This window comes from Vibrio sp. Isolate25, assembly GCF_022398025.1.
GTDB lineage: Bacteria > Pseudomonadota > Gammaproteobacteria > Enterobacterales > Vibrionaceae > Vibrio > Vibrio coralliilyticus_A.
Genome location: NZ_JAKEUT010000014.1, coordinates 1 through 13817 on the forward strand (window position 1 = coordinate 1; position 13817 = coordinate 13817).

Below are 13817 nucleotides of genomic sequence, written 5' to 3' on the forward strand. Positions count from 1 at the left end.
CAAACTCTTCAATTTAAGATTTTGTCGGCTCAATGAATACTGAACATTACATAAAGTAATGTTTGAATTGACTGTGCTCTTATTGGTTTTCACTTTTGAAAAAGTAAAACAAAACAGCTCAAGGCTGCTTCCCAATTCGAATGGTCACTTCGTTTCATTGAAACCTAATTTGAAGCCGAAGCTTCCAATTGGATTATCATCAACGAGTGCCCACACAGATTGATAGGTTTATATTGTTAAAGAGCGTTCTTCTTTTGTGATTAACATCACTTCGGAAGAGGCGGTCATTTTAGCGAGATAAAGTTTAGTGTCAACCACTTTTTTCAAACTTATTTTCAAGCGTTTCCACTTGGCTAATTGACCTTGCTAACTGGGCTTTATGGTTCGAAACATAAGCTTCGAAGCGTTCCCGTGTCAGCGAGGGGGCATTATAGAGATCGGCGTCACGTTGGCAACCCCTTTTTGCAGTTTTTTTTGATTTTTTTGCCGTTTGAGTATTTTCTATTCAAAGATAGCTATTTTCCTTACTCTTCTACCTCTGTTTATCCAGAATTCCTCTATATAAGGAGAAAAAATGAGCGCCTTGCGTAGTTATAAAGATACACGTCCCGTCATTGGTGAACGTGTCTATATTGATCAAAGCTCTGTATTGGTGGGCGATATTAGAATTGGCGATGATTCGAGCATCTGGCCTCTAGTTGCAGCTCGCGGTGACGTCAACCATATTCACATTGGCAAGAGAACCAATGTCCAAGATGGCAGCGTATTGCATGTTACGCACAAAAATCAGGAAAACCCTGATGGTTACCCGCTTATCATTGGCGACGACGTCACTGTCGGCCATAAAGTGATGCTACATGGGTGCATTATCAAAGACAGGGTGCTGGTAGGTATGGGCGCGATTGTATTGGATGGGGCAGTAATAGAAGAAGACGTCATGATTGGTGCCGGCAGTTTGGTCCCACCGGGAAAAACTCTCGAAAGCGGCTACTTATATGTAGGTAGCCCAGTCAAACAGGCACGTCCTCTTAACGATAAAGAACGCGCCTTTCTACAAAAGTCAGCAGACAATTACGTGCAGAACAAAGAAGATTACCTGCATCATGTCGATGTGATTAGCAAATAACTTCGACCTGCCCTGACTGATTGAAGGTTTCGTCCTCAATCAGTTCTTCGGCTAACTCTTCCAGATCAAATCGGTGCTGACTAAAGCAAACGAGAGCTTGCTCAGCACCTTGAAGTTTTTGTCCAGCCAATACTTCCAACTGATTCAAGGTAACCACACACTCTATCAGCGCGCCTGACTGCTGCGCGGGAAAAACGACTGCTTGCAGTTGGTCATCCCAATGCTGCATGTCGGGAAACAGAATCGACTGATTCATTACATACCCTCTAGATTCTTTCTTAATTCGCGTAGAATTTGTTTTGTCCCTGGTCGGATACCTCGCCATAACATGAAGCTTTCCGCAGCCTGCCCCACCAGCATGCCCAAGCCGTCGTATACCACCGCCGCATTATGCTCAATTGCCCACTGGTTGAATGTCGTGTGACCTGAGCCATACATCATGTCATAAACTGTAGAGTTAGATGAGAAGATGGCCGATGAAATCGCAGGCAGCTCGCCACTGAGACTGGAGGACGTCGAATTGATGATAATGTCGTAGCTCTGTTCGATGTGTGCCATCTCAACCGCTTTGATCGAACCAAAGCTCGTGAACATCTCTTGTAACGTCTGCGCTTTGGATAAGGTCCGGTTGGTAATCACAATTTCAGCAGGGCTTTGGTCAAGTAAAGGCTTGATTACACCACGAGCCGCACCTCCTGCACCGATCAAGAGAATTCTTGCACCTTCAATCCCGACCTGATTCTGCAGTAGGTCCTGTACCAGCCCTTCACCATCGGTGTTATCACCCAAGATCTCACCATCATCGAGCTTTTTCAGCGTATTGACGGCACCCGCCAACTGAGCCCGCTCTGTTAAACGTGTAGCCAGTCGGTAAGCATCTTCCTTAAATGGCACAGTGACATTGCATCCTTTTCCGTTTTGAGCAAAAAAAGCTTCAGCCGCCGCAACAAATCCATCCACTGGAGCCAGTTCAGCGGTATACGTCATTGACTGATTGGTTTGACGAGCAAACAGCGTATGAATAAAGGGAGACTTACTTTGGCTTATCGGGTTTCCAAAAACGGCATAACGATCTATCTGCTGGGTCATATCCTTACCTACTCAAAACAAAAAGGGCCATTGCAAACCAATGACCCTATCATTAACCCTATAAGGAAGAAAGTGTTACCAATCGCGAGGCTTCAAGTAGTCCTGATATAGCTCTGCTTCATGGGTTCCCGGCTCAATTTGGTAACTGTATTCCCATCGCGCCAGTGGTGGCATCGACATCAGAATCGACTCTGTACGCCCACCACTTTGCAGGCCAAACAGCGTTCCGCGGTCATAAACCAAGTTAAACTCAACATAGCGGCCACGACGATAGAGCTGGAATTGACGCTCTCGCTCACCGTATTCGGTTGCTTTACGGCGCTCGACAATTGGCAGGTAGGCTTGGCAATACCCTTCACCAACGGCTTTGATGTAATCAAAACACTTATCGAACTCCCAATGATTCAAATCGTCAAAGAACAAACCGCCAACACCACGTGTTTCATCACGATGAGGTAGGTAGAAATATTTGTCACACCACGCTTTATGCTCTGGATACACTTCACTGCCGAACGGTGCACACACCTCTTTAGCAGTGTTATGCCAATATTGGGCGTCTTCTTCAAACGGATAGAAAGGTGTCAGGTCAAAGCCACCACCAAACCACCAGATAGGCGCTTCACCGTCTTTCTCGGCAATAAAGAAACGCACATTGGCGTGGGATGTGGGAATATAAGGGTTTTTCGGGTGCATGACCAAAGACACGCCCATTGCTTCAAATCGACGGCCTGCAAGTTCAGGGCGATGTGCCGTAGCCGACGCTGGCATTTCTTTTCCCTGTACGTGCGAAAAGTTCACACCACCTTGCTCAAATACAGCCCCCTCTTTCATCACTCGAGTGCGACCACCACCACCTAAACGTTCACCAGGCTCACGACTCCACGCATCTTCTATAAACTCAGCATGGCCGTCGGCCTGTTCAAGTTGCTGACAAATGGAATCCTGTAGCTCCATCAGGAACTGTTTCACTGCTTGCTTGTCGATGGCTGACATGTTTCTACTTCCTTTGCAGGGTTAACCCTGTCTTAATACCTTGGATGTTTTTGCGTCGCGAATTTCACTTGGCTTGTCTCGCCCACCTGTCTCTCCCGCCAGTATTGCAACTAAGCGATCACCGAGTTGCTGCTCAACTTCTGCGGTCGTCATACAAGGGGGTTCACCGGTCAAATTTGCGCTGGTAGAGGTTAACGGCTTTCCAAGCGCATTACACATCTTTTGTACCAAAGGATGATCGGTCACACGCACTGCAATCGAGTCAAACTGGCCTGAAACCCAATCCGACACTTTATCGCTGCACGGCATGATCCAAGTAACGGGGCCAGGCCAAGTCTGATGGACTTTCTGTAGCTGCTCATCTGTCAGCTGAGACTCGTCAATGTATGGCAGCAATTGTTCATAGCTAGCAGCGATCAGGATCAAACCTTTTTCCACCGGCCTTTGTTTCAGTTCTAATAGTTTCTGAATCGCTTCAGGGTTATCAGGATCGCAACCAACACCGAACACACCCTCCGTCGGGTACGCAATCACTTCACCGTTTTTCAGAGCCAACAGAGCCTGCTCAAAATTATCCACTGATTCTTTCCTGTCTGATGTACTGTCTAACCACTAAGTTTACAAACAATCATTGGTAGTGACTAAAGCTATTTATTTATAAATTGTGTCAATCTGGATTCAAACTTCACGCAAACGTTTGCTTGATATTAAAATCCCCGTATAATGCGCTCAAATTTATCTGCTCATCAATAGAGTTGCATTAAAGGAGTTTAAGATGAAAGTCGGTATCATCATGGGTTCTAAATCTGACTGGCCAACCATGAAACTAGCAGCTGAAATGCTGGATCAGTTTGGCGTCGAATATGAAACAAAAGTGGTGTCAGCTCACCGTACTCCGCAGCTTCTTGCTGATTATGCCAACAGCGCTAAAGAGCGCGGCCTGAAAGTCATCATTGCCGGTGCTGGTGGCGCTGCTCATTTACCAGGCATGGCGGCCGCTTTCACTAGCTTACCTGTTCTCGGTGTCCCTGTTCAATCGCGTGCACTAAAAGGGATGGACTCTCTACTATCAATTGTTCAAATGCCAAAAGGCATCGCGGTAGGCACATTGGCCATTGGCGAAGCAGGTGCGGCGAATGCGGGCATTCTCGCGGCTCAGATCATCGGCACACATGATGACACCGTGATGGAGAAAGTCGAAGCATTTCGCAACCAGCAAACTGAAACCGTGTTAGCGAATCCAAACCCGGCAGAGGACTAATCCCATGCAAGTGTTAGTGCTTGGAGCGGGACAGCTGGCACGCATGATGTCACTGGCTGGCGCTCCTCTGAACATCGATATGATTGCGTATGATGTCGCGAGCGAGAACATCGTCCACCCACTGACTCAGTCGCTACTGGGCAAAGGGTTGAACAATGCCGTTGAGAAAGCAGATGTGATTACCGCCGAGTTCGAGCATATCCCACATGATATTCTTGATGTTTGCCAAGCAAGCGGAAAGCTCTTCCCCTCTGCCGACGCCATCAAAGCTGGCGGTGACCGACGAATCGAAAAAGCATTGCTGGACATGGCTAAGGTCCACAACGCCAAATACCATGTAATCCAAACACGCGAAGACTTTGCTCACGCTATAGAGTATGTCGGTATCCCAATGGTACTAAAGAGTGCGTTAGGTGGTTATGACGGCAAAGGCCAGTGGCGACTCAAAGACCCAACGCAAATAGACGCAGTATGGGCTGAGATGGAAGCCTGTATTAACGCCACCGAAACACAAGCGATTGTTGCGGAGGAGTTTGTTCCTTTTCAACGTGAAGTGTCACTTGTCGGTGCACGCGGTAAAAATGGCGAAGTCGCGGTCTACCCGCTTGCAGAAAACGTCCACACCGACGGCGTACTGAGCGTCTCAACAGCCATTGCCGATACTGAGTTGCAACAACAGGCACAGGAGATGTTCACTGCGGTTGCTAACGAGCTCAACTATGTGGGCGTTCTGGCCCTCGAGTTCTTTGATTTGAATGGCACCTTACTGGTCAACGAAATTGCACCTCGTGTCCACAACTCTGGCCACTGGACACAACAAGGTGCAGAAACCTGTCAGTTTGAGAATCACTTACGAGCAGTGTGTGGCATGCCACTGGGTAGCACCAAGCTGATCCGCGAAACGTCGATGATCAATATCCTCGGTGAAGATACCCTGCCAGAAAGCGTGCTCACTATGCCTGGATGTCACGTTCATTGGTATGGGAAAGAAAAGCGCGCAGGACGCAAGATGGGCCACATTAACGTGTGTGGTGATTACAGTGGTGAACTGCAACGTCAATTATCTGCTCTGGCAGAAGTCTTAGACGCGAATGCTTTCGCGGCGGTTCATGAGATCGCGCGTCACATTAAGCACTAGTCATCGCAAACTTGATAAAACAAAAACGGCGCGGAAACAGCGCCGTTTTTATTGTTCACTCTGGGTGTGATGGCATTTTCGGTCAGCGCACTGATGTTTAATCCCATTAGCGAGCTTCTTCTCGATCAATAAAGGAAAACCACACTTTTCGCACTTACCCTTAACTGGCGGCTGATTGACGGCAAACTTGCATTTTGGGTAGTTATCGCAGGCAAAGAAGGCTTTGCCAAAACGGTTCTTCCTCTCGACCAAATGACCTTTGCCACACTCCGGGCACGCATGTTCTGCTTGAACCTCTTGTTCAGTCGGTTGCTCAAGCGACTCGATATGGTCACAATGCGGATAATGACTGCAACCAATAAACATTCCGTAACGCCCTTGACGTAGCACCAATTCATTCGAGCACTCCGGACAGGGTACACCCAGCTCTTTAATGATATGGCCGTCATTCTGGTGTAAAGGTTGGATAAAGTCGCAGGTTGGATACTGATTACAGCCCAAAAACGGGCCGTGCTTACCATGGCGAAGTTGTAGCTCGCCTTCACGCTGTTCAGACTGGCACTTAGGGCACGCTTTATGCTCTAAAGCGTGCTCATGGGCCGAAAACAACTGATGATCTATTTTACCGCTCATAGCTACTCATGGAGTTTAGTGAAGAATACCTTGCTCTTTGGTATACAACAGCTCTTCCATAAGCGTGTAGGCGTTTTCATTACCTGGAACATTGAACAGCACCATCAGCACAATCCATTTCAGATCATCCAGTTCGAACTCGTCTGTTTCAAGCCCCATGATACGGTCAATCACCATCTCACGCGTCTCAGTCGTCAGCACATTGACCTGCTCAAGGAAAGTCAAAAAACCTCGAGATTCAAGGTTTAGGCGCTCACACTCTTTCGCGGTATAGATACGCGTTGAGGTGGATGTGCTGCAAATGGAAATCGCGGAATGCGTTTCGCTTTGCTGCAATGCAGCCAACTCTTCCAGCCAGACAAGGGCTTTATAGATGTCTTTTTGATGAAAGCCAGCACGAAGTAATTCTTCTTCTAGCTCATCTTGATTGACCTGTAACTCCGCATCGCTATGGATGTAAGTTTCAAACAGATACATTAGGATATCCATCATCATAGCTAGCCCCTCCCCTTTCGAATATAGCCACCGGAAACCGCAACAACATGCCCTGAGAGCTCAAGCTCCAAGAGCTGCATCATGACTTCATGCACAGGTATATTGGTCCTGCTTGCAAGAATATCAACTGGTGTAGCCTTACTTCCTACGTTAGCTAACAGCTGAGGAAATGGCAATTCTTCTTTGCAATCAATTTGTTCAAATAGATCGTTTTGCATTGGCGGCTTATTAATATCAGACCAGCGGATCAGGCTATCTATTTCATCAACAATATCGGAGACGTGTTGAACCAAGCACGCACCTTGCTTTATCAACAGGTTACAGCCTCTCGCATGGGGATGATGAATCGAGCCCGGTATGGCAAACACTTCTCGACCTTGATCCATCGCGTAGCGAGCAGTGATTAAAGAACCACTTTTCTCTGCCGCTTCTATGACTAAAACGCCCAGTGAAAGTCCACTAATAATCCGATTTCGGCGTGGAAAATTATCGGCTTTTGGCTTCACATTGGGATGAAATTCGGAGACCAACGCCCCTTGTTGAACGATGCGTTGAGCTAACTTCTTATGCCGTGCCGGATACACAGAATTTAAGCCACAACCGAGAACAGCTATGGTTTGGCCATTGCCATTCAGAGCCCCATCATGGGCATAACCATCAATGCCTAACGCTAAACCGCTGGTCACGACCATGTCTTGATTCACCAGTTGGGTTGCAAAGCTGCGTGCGGTATTAAGCCCGTCAATACTGGCATTGCGACTGCCCACGATCGCCATTTGCGGCCGAGACAAACTCTCTAACTGACCTTCAACAAACAGCGTGGCTGGCGCAGCATCAGCCTGTTTCAGTAGTGCCGGATAACCATGGTCACTCAAAGGTAGAATAGTTCTGACACTGGACTCTGCTTGCCACTCAAAACACGCTTCAATATCCTCGGCAGCTCGGTGTTGGAGATAGTTCAGTTGCGAGTCGGAAAAGCCTAAGCGGCGTAATGTCTCGGGTGAAGAGTCAATGATGTTAATTGGAGAATCTACCGCCACCAAACGCTGAAACGTTTTGGGCCCAATCCGCGGCGTAAAGTACAAGCTCAGCCAAGCCGTCAGTTCTTCTTTCGTCATAGGAAAATTTAATCCGGCCTAGCACCTTGTTACACGACACTGACGAGCTAGAGCAAGTCAGCCTAAACCTCTTATTTCAAGAGAAGTTTGACCACTTAGTGTTCGCCAAATTTGACATGATTCACAGTGCAATTTAACTCGGGGAAAATACGCAAAAGTGTAATGAGGCTGTCATTTGGGCAGCAAAATGTCTAGAATTGAGCCAACAAGGTTTATCCTGATTCGGCTCAGTTCAACATTTCGAGTGTATATGTCTGTATTACAAGTATTAACATTCCCAGATGAGCGCCTTCGCACTGTTGCAAAACCAGTGGAGAAGGTGACCCCTGAGATTCAAAAGTTCGTCGACGACATGATTGAAACCATGTATGACGAAGAAGGTATTGGTCTTGCGGCAACGCAGGTCGATTTCCACCAACGCATCGTCGTTATCGATATTTCAGAAACTCGCGATCAGCCAATGGTTTTGATCAACCCTGAAATTCTTGATAAGCGTGGCGAAGATGGCATTGAGGAAGGCTGTTTGTCTGTTCCTGGTGCACGAGCACTGGTTTCACGTGCTGCAGAAGTCACGGTTAAAGCACTTGACCGTGATGGCAAAGAATACACATTTGAAGCAGATGACCTGCTTGCTATCTGTGTTCAGCATGAGCTTGACCATTTAGAAGGCAAACTTTTTGTCGATTATCTTTCGCCTCTAAAACGCAAGCGCATTCAGGACAAACTGGCAAAAATCAAACGCTTTAACGAAAAGCAAGCAAGCCAAGCCTAATGGCTAACTAAAGGAACGTACTTTGAGCAAACCTTTGAAAATTGTTTTTGCCGGTACTCCGGACTTCGCCGCCCGTCACTTGGCGGCGTTGTTGTCTTCGGAGCACGAGGTTATTGCGGTCTACACCCAGCCAGACCGTCCTGCGGGTCGAGGCAAAAAGCTGACGGCCAGCCCAGTAAAGAACATCGCGCTTGAGCATGATATCCCGGTTTACCAGCCAGAAAACTTTAAGTCAAATGAAGCCAAGCAAGAACTGGCTGATTTGAATGCGGATCTGATAGTCGTGGTTGCTTATGGTTTATTGCTGCCACAAGCAGTACTCGATACACCGAAGCTGGGTTGTATCAACGTCCATGGTTCGATTCTGCCACGTTGGCGCGGTGCCGCTCCTATACAGCGCTCTATTTGGGCTGGCGATCAGGAAACAGGTGTCACCATTATGCAGATGGATATCGGCTTAGATACTGGCGATATGCTGAAAATTGCCACTTTGCCGATCGAAGCGACAGATACCAGCGCTTCTATGTATGAAAAGCTGGCTGGGCTTGGCCCGCAAGCTCTGGTTGAGTGTCTGGCTGACATTGCTGACGGCAAAGCATCACCTGAAAAGCAAGATGACGAGCTAGCGAATTACGCCAAAAAGCTCAGCAAAGAAGAAGCACGCATTAACTGGGGTGATGACGCCGAGCATATTGAGCGTTGTGTGCGCGCCTTCAATCCTTGGCCGATGAGCCATTTTGAAGCCGCCGACAACAGCATCAAAGTCTGGCAAAGCCGCGTTGACGTTCAAACGACAACTGAGGCACCCGGCACCATACTGCAAGCAGATAAAACGGGGATCTATATTGCCACTGGCAAGCATGTTCTGGTTCTCGAACAGCTTCAGGTACCCGGTAAAAAAGCCATGCCGGTTCAGGATATCCTCAACTCGCGTGCCAGCTGGTTTGAAGTCGGCACTCAGCTGACCTAATTTATACGTACTTTTTGAGGGTGGAGACACCCTCCCTTACTGTTAAGGTATTCAACATGAATGTTCGCGCTGCTGCGGCTAATGTCCTTTTCCAAGTGATCGATAAAGGCCAGTCTCTGTCTAACGCACTTCCCGCGGCTCAACAACAAGTCAAACCTCGCGATCAAGCGTTGTTACAGGAAATCTGTTACGGCTCGTTACGCTATTTACCTCGCCTTGAATCGATCGCGAATGAGCTGATGGATAAGCCGCTTAAAGGCAAACAACGCGTTTTCCATCACCTGATTCTGGTCGGTATTTACCAACTGAGCTTTATGCGTATTCCAGCGCACGCAGCCGTCGGTGAAACCGTAGAAGGCACCAAAACACTCAAAGGCCCACGCCTACGCGGATTAATCAATGCAGTGTTACGTAACTATCAACGTAGCCAAGAAGAACTAGACGCTCATGCCATGAGCCACGATGCTGGTAAATATGGTCACCCGAGCTGGTTACTTAAACTGCTTCAGGACGCCTACCCACAGCAATGGCAAGACATTGTGGAATCCAACAACAGCAAAGCGCCAATGTGGCTGCGCGTGAATCACCAACATCACAGCCGTGACGAATACCAGCAACTGCTCAAAAATGAAAACATAGATAGCAGTATTCACAGTGAAGCGAGCGACGCCCTAAAATTGGCCGCTCCGTGCGATGTGACAAAACTGCCAGGCTTTGAGAAAGGTTGGGTTTCCGTTCAGGATGCCGCTGCTCAGTTGTCGATTAACTACCTAACGCCAAAAGATGGCGAGTTAATTCTAGATTGTTGTGCCGCACCGGGAGGCAAAACTGCCCATATTCTTGAACATACTCAAGATGCACAAGTTGTGGCCATTGACTGTGATGACAGTCGCCTCAAACGCGTACACGACAACCTGCAACGCCTTCAGCTGAAAGCGCAAGTTATTTGCGGTGACGCACGTAAGCCAAAAGATTGGTGGCAAGGCGAGCAATTTGATCGCATCCTGCTCGATGCACCTTGTTCGGCCACTGGCGTCATTCGTCGCCACCCAGACATCAAATGGCTGCGTCGTGGTGATGACATCGCAGCATTGGCAGATCTACAAAGCGAGATTCTGGATGCGATGTGGCAGCAGTTGAAACCGGGAGGTACGCTGGTTTATGCAACCTGCTCTGTGACACCACAAGAAAACAGTGAACAGGTGAAAGCGTTTCTGGCGCGCACCGCGGATGCTCAGTTAGAAGGTTCGCAGGCAGACAATCCAGGACGCCAAGTGCTTCCAGGCGAAGAGGACATGGATGGCTTTTATTACGCTATCCTGACAAAAATCGCGTAGTAATTCGGGGATCATCGATCCCCTAAATTTTGGTTAGACGAGAAACGGTATGAAAATCATCATTCTTGGCGCTGGTCAGGTAGGCGGTACACTGGCAGAGAATCTGGTCGGTGAAAACAATGACATCACCATAGTCGACAGAAACAGCGATCGACTGCGTGAGCTGCAAGATAAATATGATTTACGGGTAGTGAACGGTTACGCCAGTCACCCAGATGTGCTGCGTGAAGCAGGCGCACAAGATGCCGACATGTTGGTCGCCGTGACCAATATGGATGAAACCAATATGGCCGCCTGTCAGGTTGCTTTTTCTCTGTTTAACACCCCCAACCGTATCGCTCGTATCCGCTCGCCACAATACTTGGCCGAGAAAGAAGCGCTATTTCAATCCGGTGCCGTTCCGGTTGACCACCTCATCGCACCTGAAGAACTCGTGACCAGCTACATTGAGCGGCTGATCCAATATCCGGGGGCACTGCAAGTAGTGAGCTTTGCCGAGCAGAAAGTCAGCTTAGTCGCGGTGAAAGCGTATTACGGGGGTCCACTGGTGGGTAACGCCCTATCAGCGCTGCGAGAGCACATGCCGCACATTGATACACGCGTTGCTGCTATCTTCCGCCAAGGTCGTCCAATACGCCCTCAAGGCACCACCATTATCGAAGCCGATGATGAAGTATTCTTCGTTGCTGCCAGTAATCACATCCGCTCGATAATGAGCGAGCTACAGCGTTTGGAAAAACCCTATCGCCGCATCATGATTGTCGGAGGCGGTAACATCGGTGCCAGCTTGGCTAAGCGCCTTGAGCAATCATACAGCGTCAAGCTGATCGAGCGTAGTTATAAGCGTGCGGAAAAATTATCTGAAGAGCTGGAAAACACCATTGTCTTCTGTGGTGACGCTGCGGATCAGGAGCTACTCACCGAAGAAAACATCGATCAGGTCGACGTGTTCATCGCCCTAACCAATGAAGATGAAACCAATATCATGTCCGCTATGCTGGCGAAACGCATGGGTGCAAAAAAAGTGATGGTGCTTATCCAGCGTGGTGCCTATGTCGATCTGGTTCAGGGTGGGGTGATTGATGTCGCTATCTCGCCTCAACAAGCAACCATTTCCGCCTTGCTAACGCACGTCCGTCGTGCCGATATTGTTAATGTCTCTTCACTGCGTCGCGGCGCAGCGGAAGCCATTGAAGCCATCGCTCACGGTGATGAAACCACCTCTAAAGTCGTGGGCCGCGCGATTGGCGACATCAAACTACCACCAGGCACAACGATCGGTGCGATTGTACGGGGTGAAGAAGTGTTGATCGCCCATGACAGAACCGTGATTGAGCAAGATGACCACGTAGTGATGTTCCTGGTGGATAAAAAGTACGTCCCAGACGTCGAAGCGTTATTCCAACCGAGTCCTTTCTTCCTCTAGGATTGACACTATGGTCAATTTCCGTCCTGTATTGTTTGTTATTGGGCTGGTTTTGTCGAAACTGGCCCTGTTCATGTACGTTCCAACATTGGTGGCTTTCTTTACCGGTACGGCAGGGTTTCTTGAGTTTGGTCAGTCAGTCATTATTACTCACCTAGCTGCTTTCACCTGTCTGACGATTGGCCGTACCAAGCGCTTCAAACTCAGCGCACGCGATATGTTCCTAATCACCAGTCTGGTGTGGATGGTGGCCAGTGCTTTTGCTGCTCTGCCGTTTGTGTTTATCAACCACATCAGCTTTACCGATGCGTACTTTGAAACCATGTCTGGCATTACGACAACCGGCTCAACCGTACTCAGTGGGCTGGATGACATGGCTCCGAGCATCTTGTTGTGGCGTTCTATCTTGCAGTGGCTTGGCGGAATCGGCTTCATTGTCATGGCGGTCGCGGTATTGCCGATGCTCAACGTCGGTGGTATGAAGCTTTTCCATACCGAATCTTCTGATTGGTCAGATAAAAGCAGCCCTCGCGCCAAGACCGTGGCCAAAAACATCATGCTGGTCTATCTGATCCTAACTGGATTGTGCATGGTGGGTTACCTTCTGACTGGTATGAATGTATTCGAAGCCATCAATCATGCCTTCACCACGCTTTCTACCGGAGGCTACTCAACTTCTGACGGTTCAATGAACCACTTCTCCAATGGCTCACACTGGGTAGCGACCTTGTTTATGTTCCTTGGTGGTTTGCCATTTTTGCTGTTTGTAGCCGCAATGCGCAAACGCCGACTGGATGAGTTGATCAATGATGCTCAGGTGCGAGGCTTCACCTACCTGTTTCTTATCACCAGCCTGATCATTTCAGCTTGGTTAGTAATACGAGATGGCTACAGCGTTATGGATGCGCTACGGGTGTCGATGTTCAATATCGTCTCTGTCGTAACAACCACAGGGTTTGGTCTAGAGGACTTCACCGCATGGGGCGCACTGCCAACCACCTTATTTGCCTTCTTGATGATGGCGGGGGCCTGTTCCGGCTCTACCTCAGGTGGTATCAAAGTCTTCCGTTTTCAAATTGCGAAGACGCTGCTCAACAAACAGATGATGAAGCTAATCCACCCTTCTGGGGTGTTTGTTCAGCGCTATAACCACAGACCAGTCAATGATGACATTGTGCGCTCTGTAGTCGCCTTTGCCTTGATGTTCTTTATCACAATTATTTTTATTGCTGGGTGCCTAAGTGCATTAGGGTTAGACCCTATTACCAGTATTTCCGGATCTATCACCGCCGTGGCCAATGTTGGCCCCGGCATGGGTGCGGTGATCGGGCCGACAGGTAATTTTGCCCCATTACCCGATGCCGCTAAGTGGCTCCTCAGCTTTGGAATGCTGATGGGACGACTGGAAATTCTCACGTTATTGGTGCTGTTTTTCCCGGCATTCTGGCGACGTTAAGGA

Annotated in this window: 15 protein-coding genes; 8 read left to right on the forward strand and 7 right to left on the reverse strand. The window is 48.5% G+C overall.

Annotated elements, in window-relative coordinates; translation table 11 throughout:
- Nucleotides 1–574 precede the first annotated feature (574 nt).
- Nucleotides 575–1126 (forward strand): gamma carbonic anhydrase family protein, encoded by a 552-nt coding sequence (locus L1D15_RS18330; RefSeq protein ID WP_043009562.1) that lies wholly within the window; start codon nt 575–577, stop codon nt 1124–1126.
- Here the strand turns inward: L1D15_RS18330 and L1D15_RS18335 are convergent.
- The 4 genes from L1D15_RS18335 to L1D15_RS18350 all read right to left on the reverse strand — a co-directional run bounded on the left by L1D15_RS18335 (nt 1116) and on the right by L1D15_RS18350 (nt 3787).
- A complete protein-coding gene (locus tag L1D15_RS18335; RefSeq protein ID WP_239876642.1) occupies nt 1116–1382 on the reverse strand; it encodes a DUF1488 domain-containing protein in 267 nt (88 codons plus the stop codon). The two genes, L1D15_RS18330 and L1D15_RS18335, sit on opposite strands and share 11 nt — an antisense overlap.
- On the reverse strand, nt 1382–2215 hold the full coding sequence (gene aroE, locus L1D15_RS18340) for a shikimate dehydrogenase (protein WP_239876643.1): 834 nt from the start codon (nt 2213–2215) through the stop codon (nt 1382–1384). Before aroE ends, L1D15_RS18335 begins: the two co-directional genes overlap by 1 nt.
- 75 nt (nt 2216–2290) lie before the next feature.
- Nucleotides 2291–3208, reverse strand: a complete 918-nt coding sequence (hemF, locus tag L1D15_RS18345) for an oxygen-dependent coproporphyrinogen oxidase (RefSeq protein ID WP_006957521.1) — start codon at nt 3206–3208, stop codon at nt 2291–2293.
- A 21-nt stretch (nt 3209–3229) separates the two neighbouring features.
- On the reverse strand, nt 3230–3787 hold the full coding sequence (locus tag L1D15_RS18350) for an L-threonylcarbamoyladenylate synthase (protein ID WP_019274031.1): 558 nt from the start codon (nt 3785–3787) through the stop codon (nt 3230–3232).
- 196 nt (nt 3788–3983) lie between these two features.
- Here L1D15_RS18350 and purE point away from each other — a divergent pair, with 196 nt between their 5' ends.
- Together purE and L1D15_RS18360 are read left to right on the forward strand one after the other, a co-directional pair.
- Complete coding sequence (gene purE / locus L1D15_RS18355; protein WP_239876644.1) at nt 3984–4469, forward strand: 5-(carboxyamino)imidazole ribonucleotide mutase; 486 nt, start codon at nt 3984–3986, stop codon at nt 4467–4469.
- Nucleotides 4470–4473: 4 nt separating this feature from the next.
- Complete coding sequence (locus L1D15_RS18360; protein WP_239876645.1) at nt 4474–5607, forward strand: 5-(carboxyamino)imidazole ribonucleotide synthase; 1134 nt, start codon at nt 4474–4476, stop codon at nt 5605–5607.
- Nucleotides 5608–5655: 48 nt separating this feature from the next.
- On the opposite strand, the gene L1D15_RS18365 is transcribed toward L1D15_RS18360, so the two are convergent.
- Genes L1D15_RS18365 through dprA form a run of 3 tightly spaced genes read right to left on the reverse strand, consistent with a single transcriptional unit; the run spans nt 5656 to nt 7853 of the window.
- Nucleotides 5656–6240: a type I DNA topoisomerase gene (locus L1D15_RS18365; RefSeq protein WP_239876646.1), complete on the reverse strand. Its 585-nt coding sequence runs from the start codon at nt 6238–6240 to the stop codon at nt 5656–5658.
- Nucleotides 6241–6255: 15 nt separating this feature from the next.
- A complete protein-coding gene (locus tag L1D15_RS18370; protein WP_006957516.1) occupies nt 6256–6735 on the reverse strand; it encodes a DUF494 family protein in 480 nt (159 codons plus the stop codon).
- 2 nt (nt 6736–6737) lie between these two features.
- The gene (gene dprA, locus L1D15_RS18375) at nt 6738–7853 is read right to left on the reverse strand and encodes a DNA-processing protein DprA (protein WP_239876647.1); all 1116 of its coding nucleotides are present in this window, start codon (nt 7851–7853) and stop codon (nt 6738–6740) included.
- A 250-nt stretch (nt 7854–8103) separates the two neighbouring features.
- Between dprA and def the strand changes: the two genes are divergently transcribed.
- The 5 genes from def to L1D15_RS18400 are packed head-to-tail and all read left to right on the forward strand — an operon-like array spanning nt 8104 to nt 13814.
- Entirely contained in the window at nt 8104–8625 is a 522-nt protein-coding gene (gene def / locus L1D15_RS18380) for a peptide deformylase (protein WP_006957514.1), read from the forward strand.
- Nucleotides 8626–8647: 22 nt separating this feature from the next.
- Nucleotides 8648–9595, forward strand: coding sequence for a methionyl-tRNA formyltransferase (gene fmt, locus L1D15_RS18385; RefSeq protein ID WP_239876648.1), 948 nt, complete (start codon nt 8648–8650; stop codon nt 9593–9595).
- 56 nt (nt 9596–9651) lie between these two features.
- On the forward strand, nt 9652–10932 hold the full coding sequence (gene rsmB / locus L1D15_RS18390) for a 16S rRNA (cytosine(967)-C(5))-methyltransferase RsmB (protein WP_239876649.1): 1281 nt from the start codon (nt 9652–9654) through the stop codon (nt 10930–10932).
- A gap of 49 nt (nt 10933–10981) precedes the next feature.
- Nucleotides 10982–12358 (forward strand): Trk system potassium transporter TrkA, encoded by a 1377-nt coding sequence (trkA, locus tag L1D15_RS18395; protein WP_239838838.1) that lies wholly within the window; start codon nt 10982–10984, stop codon nt 12356–12358.
- Nucleotides 12359–12368: 10 nt separating this feature from the next.
- Entirely contained in the window at nt 12369–13814 is a 1446-nt protein-coding gene (locus tag L1D15_RS18400; RefSeq protein ID WP_239876650.1) for a TrkH family potassium uptake protein, read from the forward strand.
- Nucleotides 13815–13817 lie beyond the last annotated feature (3 nt).

Excerpts from the sequence above, each read along its gene's own strand:
- L1D15_RS18330 (WP_043009562.1), top strand. The coding sequence starts at position 575 with ATGAGCGCCTTGCGTAGTTATAAAGATACACGTCCCGTCATTGGTGAA.
- L1D15_RS18335 (WP_239876642.1), bottom strand. The coding sequence starts at position 1,382 with ATGAATCAGTCGATTCTGTTTCCCGACATGCAGCATTGGGATGACCAA.
- aroE (WP_239876643.1), bottom strand. The coding sequence starts at position 2,215 with ATGACCCAGCAGATAGATCGTTATGCCGTTTTTGGAAACCCGATAAGC.
- hemF (WP_006957521.1), bottom strand. The coding sequence starts at position 3,208 with ATGTCAGCCATCGACAAGCAAGCAGTGAAACAGTTCCTGATGGAGCTA.
- purE (WP_239876644.1), top strand. The coding sequence starts at position 3,984 with ATGAAAGTCGGTATCATCATGGGTTCTAAATCTGACTGGCCAACCATG.
- L1D15_RS18360 (WP_239876645.1), top strand. The coding sequence starts at position 4,474 with ATGCAAGTGTTAGTGCTTGGAGCGGGACAGCTGGCACGCATGATGTCA.
- L1D15_RS18365 (WP_239876646.1), bottom strand. The coding sequence starts at position 6,240 with ATGAGCGGTAAAATAGATCATCAGTTGTTTTCGGCCCATGAGCACGCT.
- L1D15_RS18370 (WP_006957516.1), bottom strand. The coding sequence starts at position 6,735 with ATGATGATGGATATCCTAATGTATCTGTTTGAAACTTACATCCATAGC.
- dprA (WP_239876647.1), bottom strand. The coding sequence starts at position 7,853 with ATGACGAAAGAAGAACTGACGGCTTGGCTGAGCTTGTACTTTACGCCG.
- def (WP_006957514.1), top strand. The coding sequence starts at position 8,104 with ATGTCTGTATTACAAGTATTAACATTCCCAGATGAGCGCCTTCGCACT.
- rsmB (WP_239876649.1), top strand. The coding sequence starts at position 9,652 with ATGAATGTTCGCGCTGCTGCGGCTAATGTCCTTTTCCAAGTGATCGAT.
- trkA (WP_239838838.1), top strand. The coding sequence starts at position 10,982 with ATGAAAATCATCATTCTTGGCGCTGGTCAGGTAGGCGGTACACTGGCA.
- L1D15_RS18400 (WP_239876650.1), top strand. The coding sequence starts at position 12,369 with ATGGTCAATTTCCGTCCTGTATTGTTTGTTATTGGGCTGGTTTTGTCG.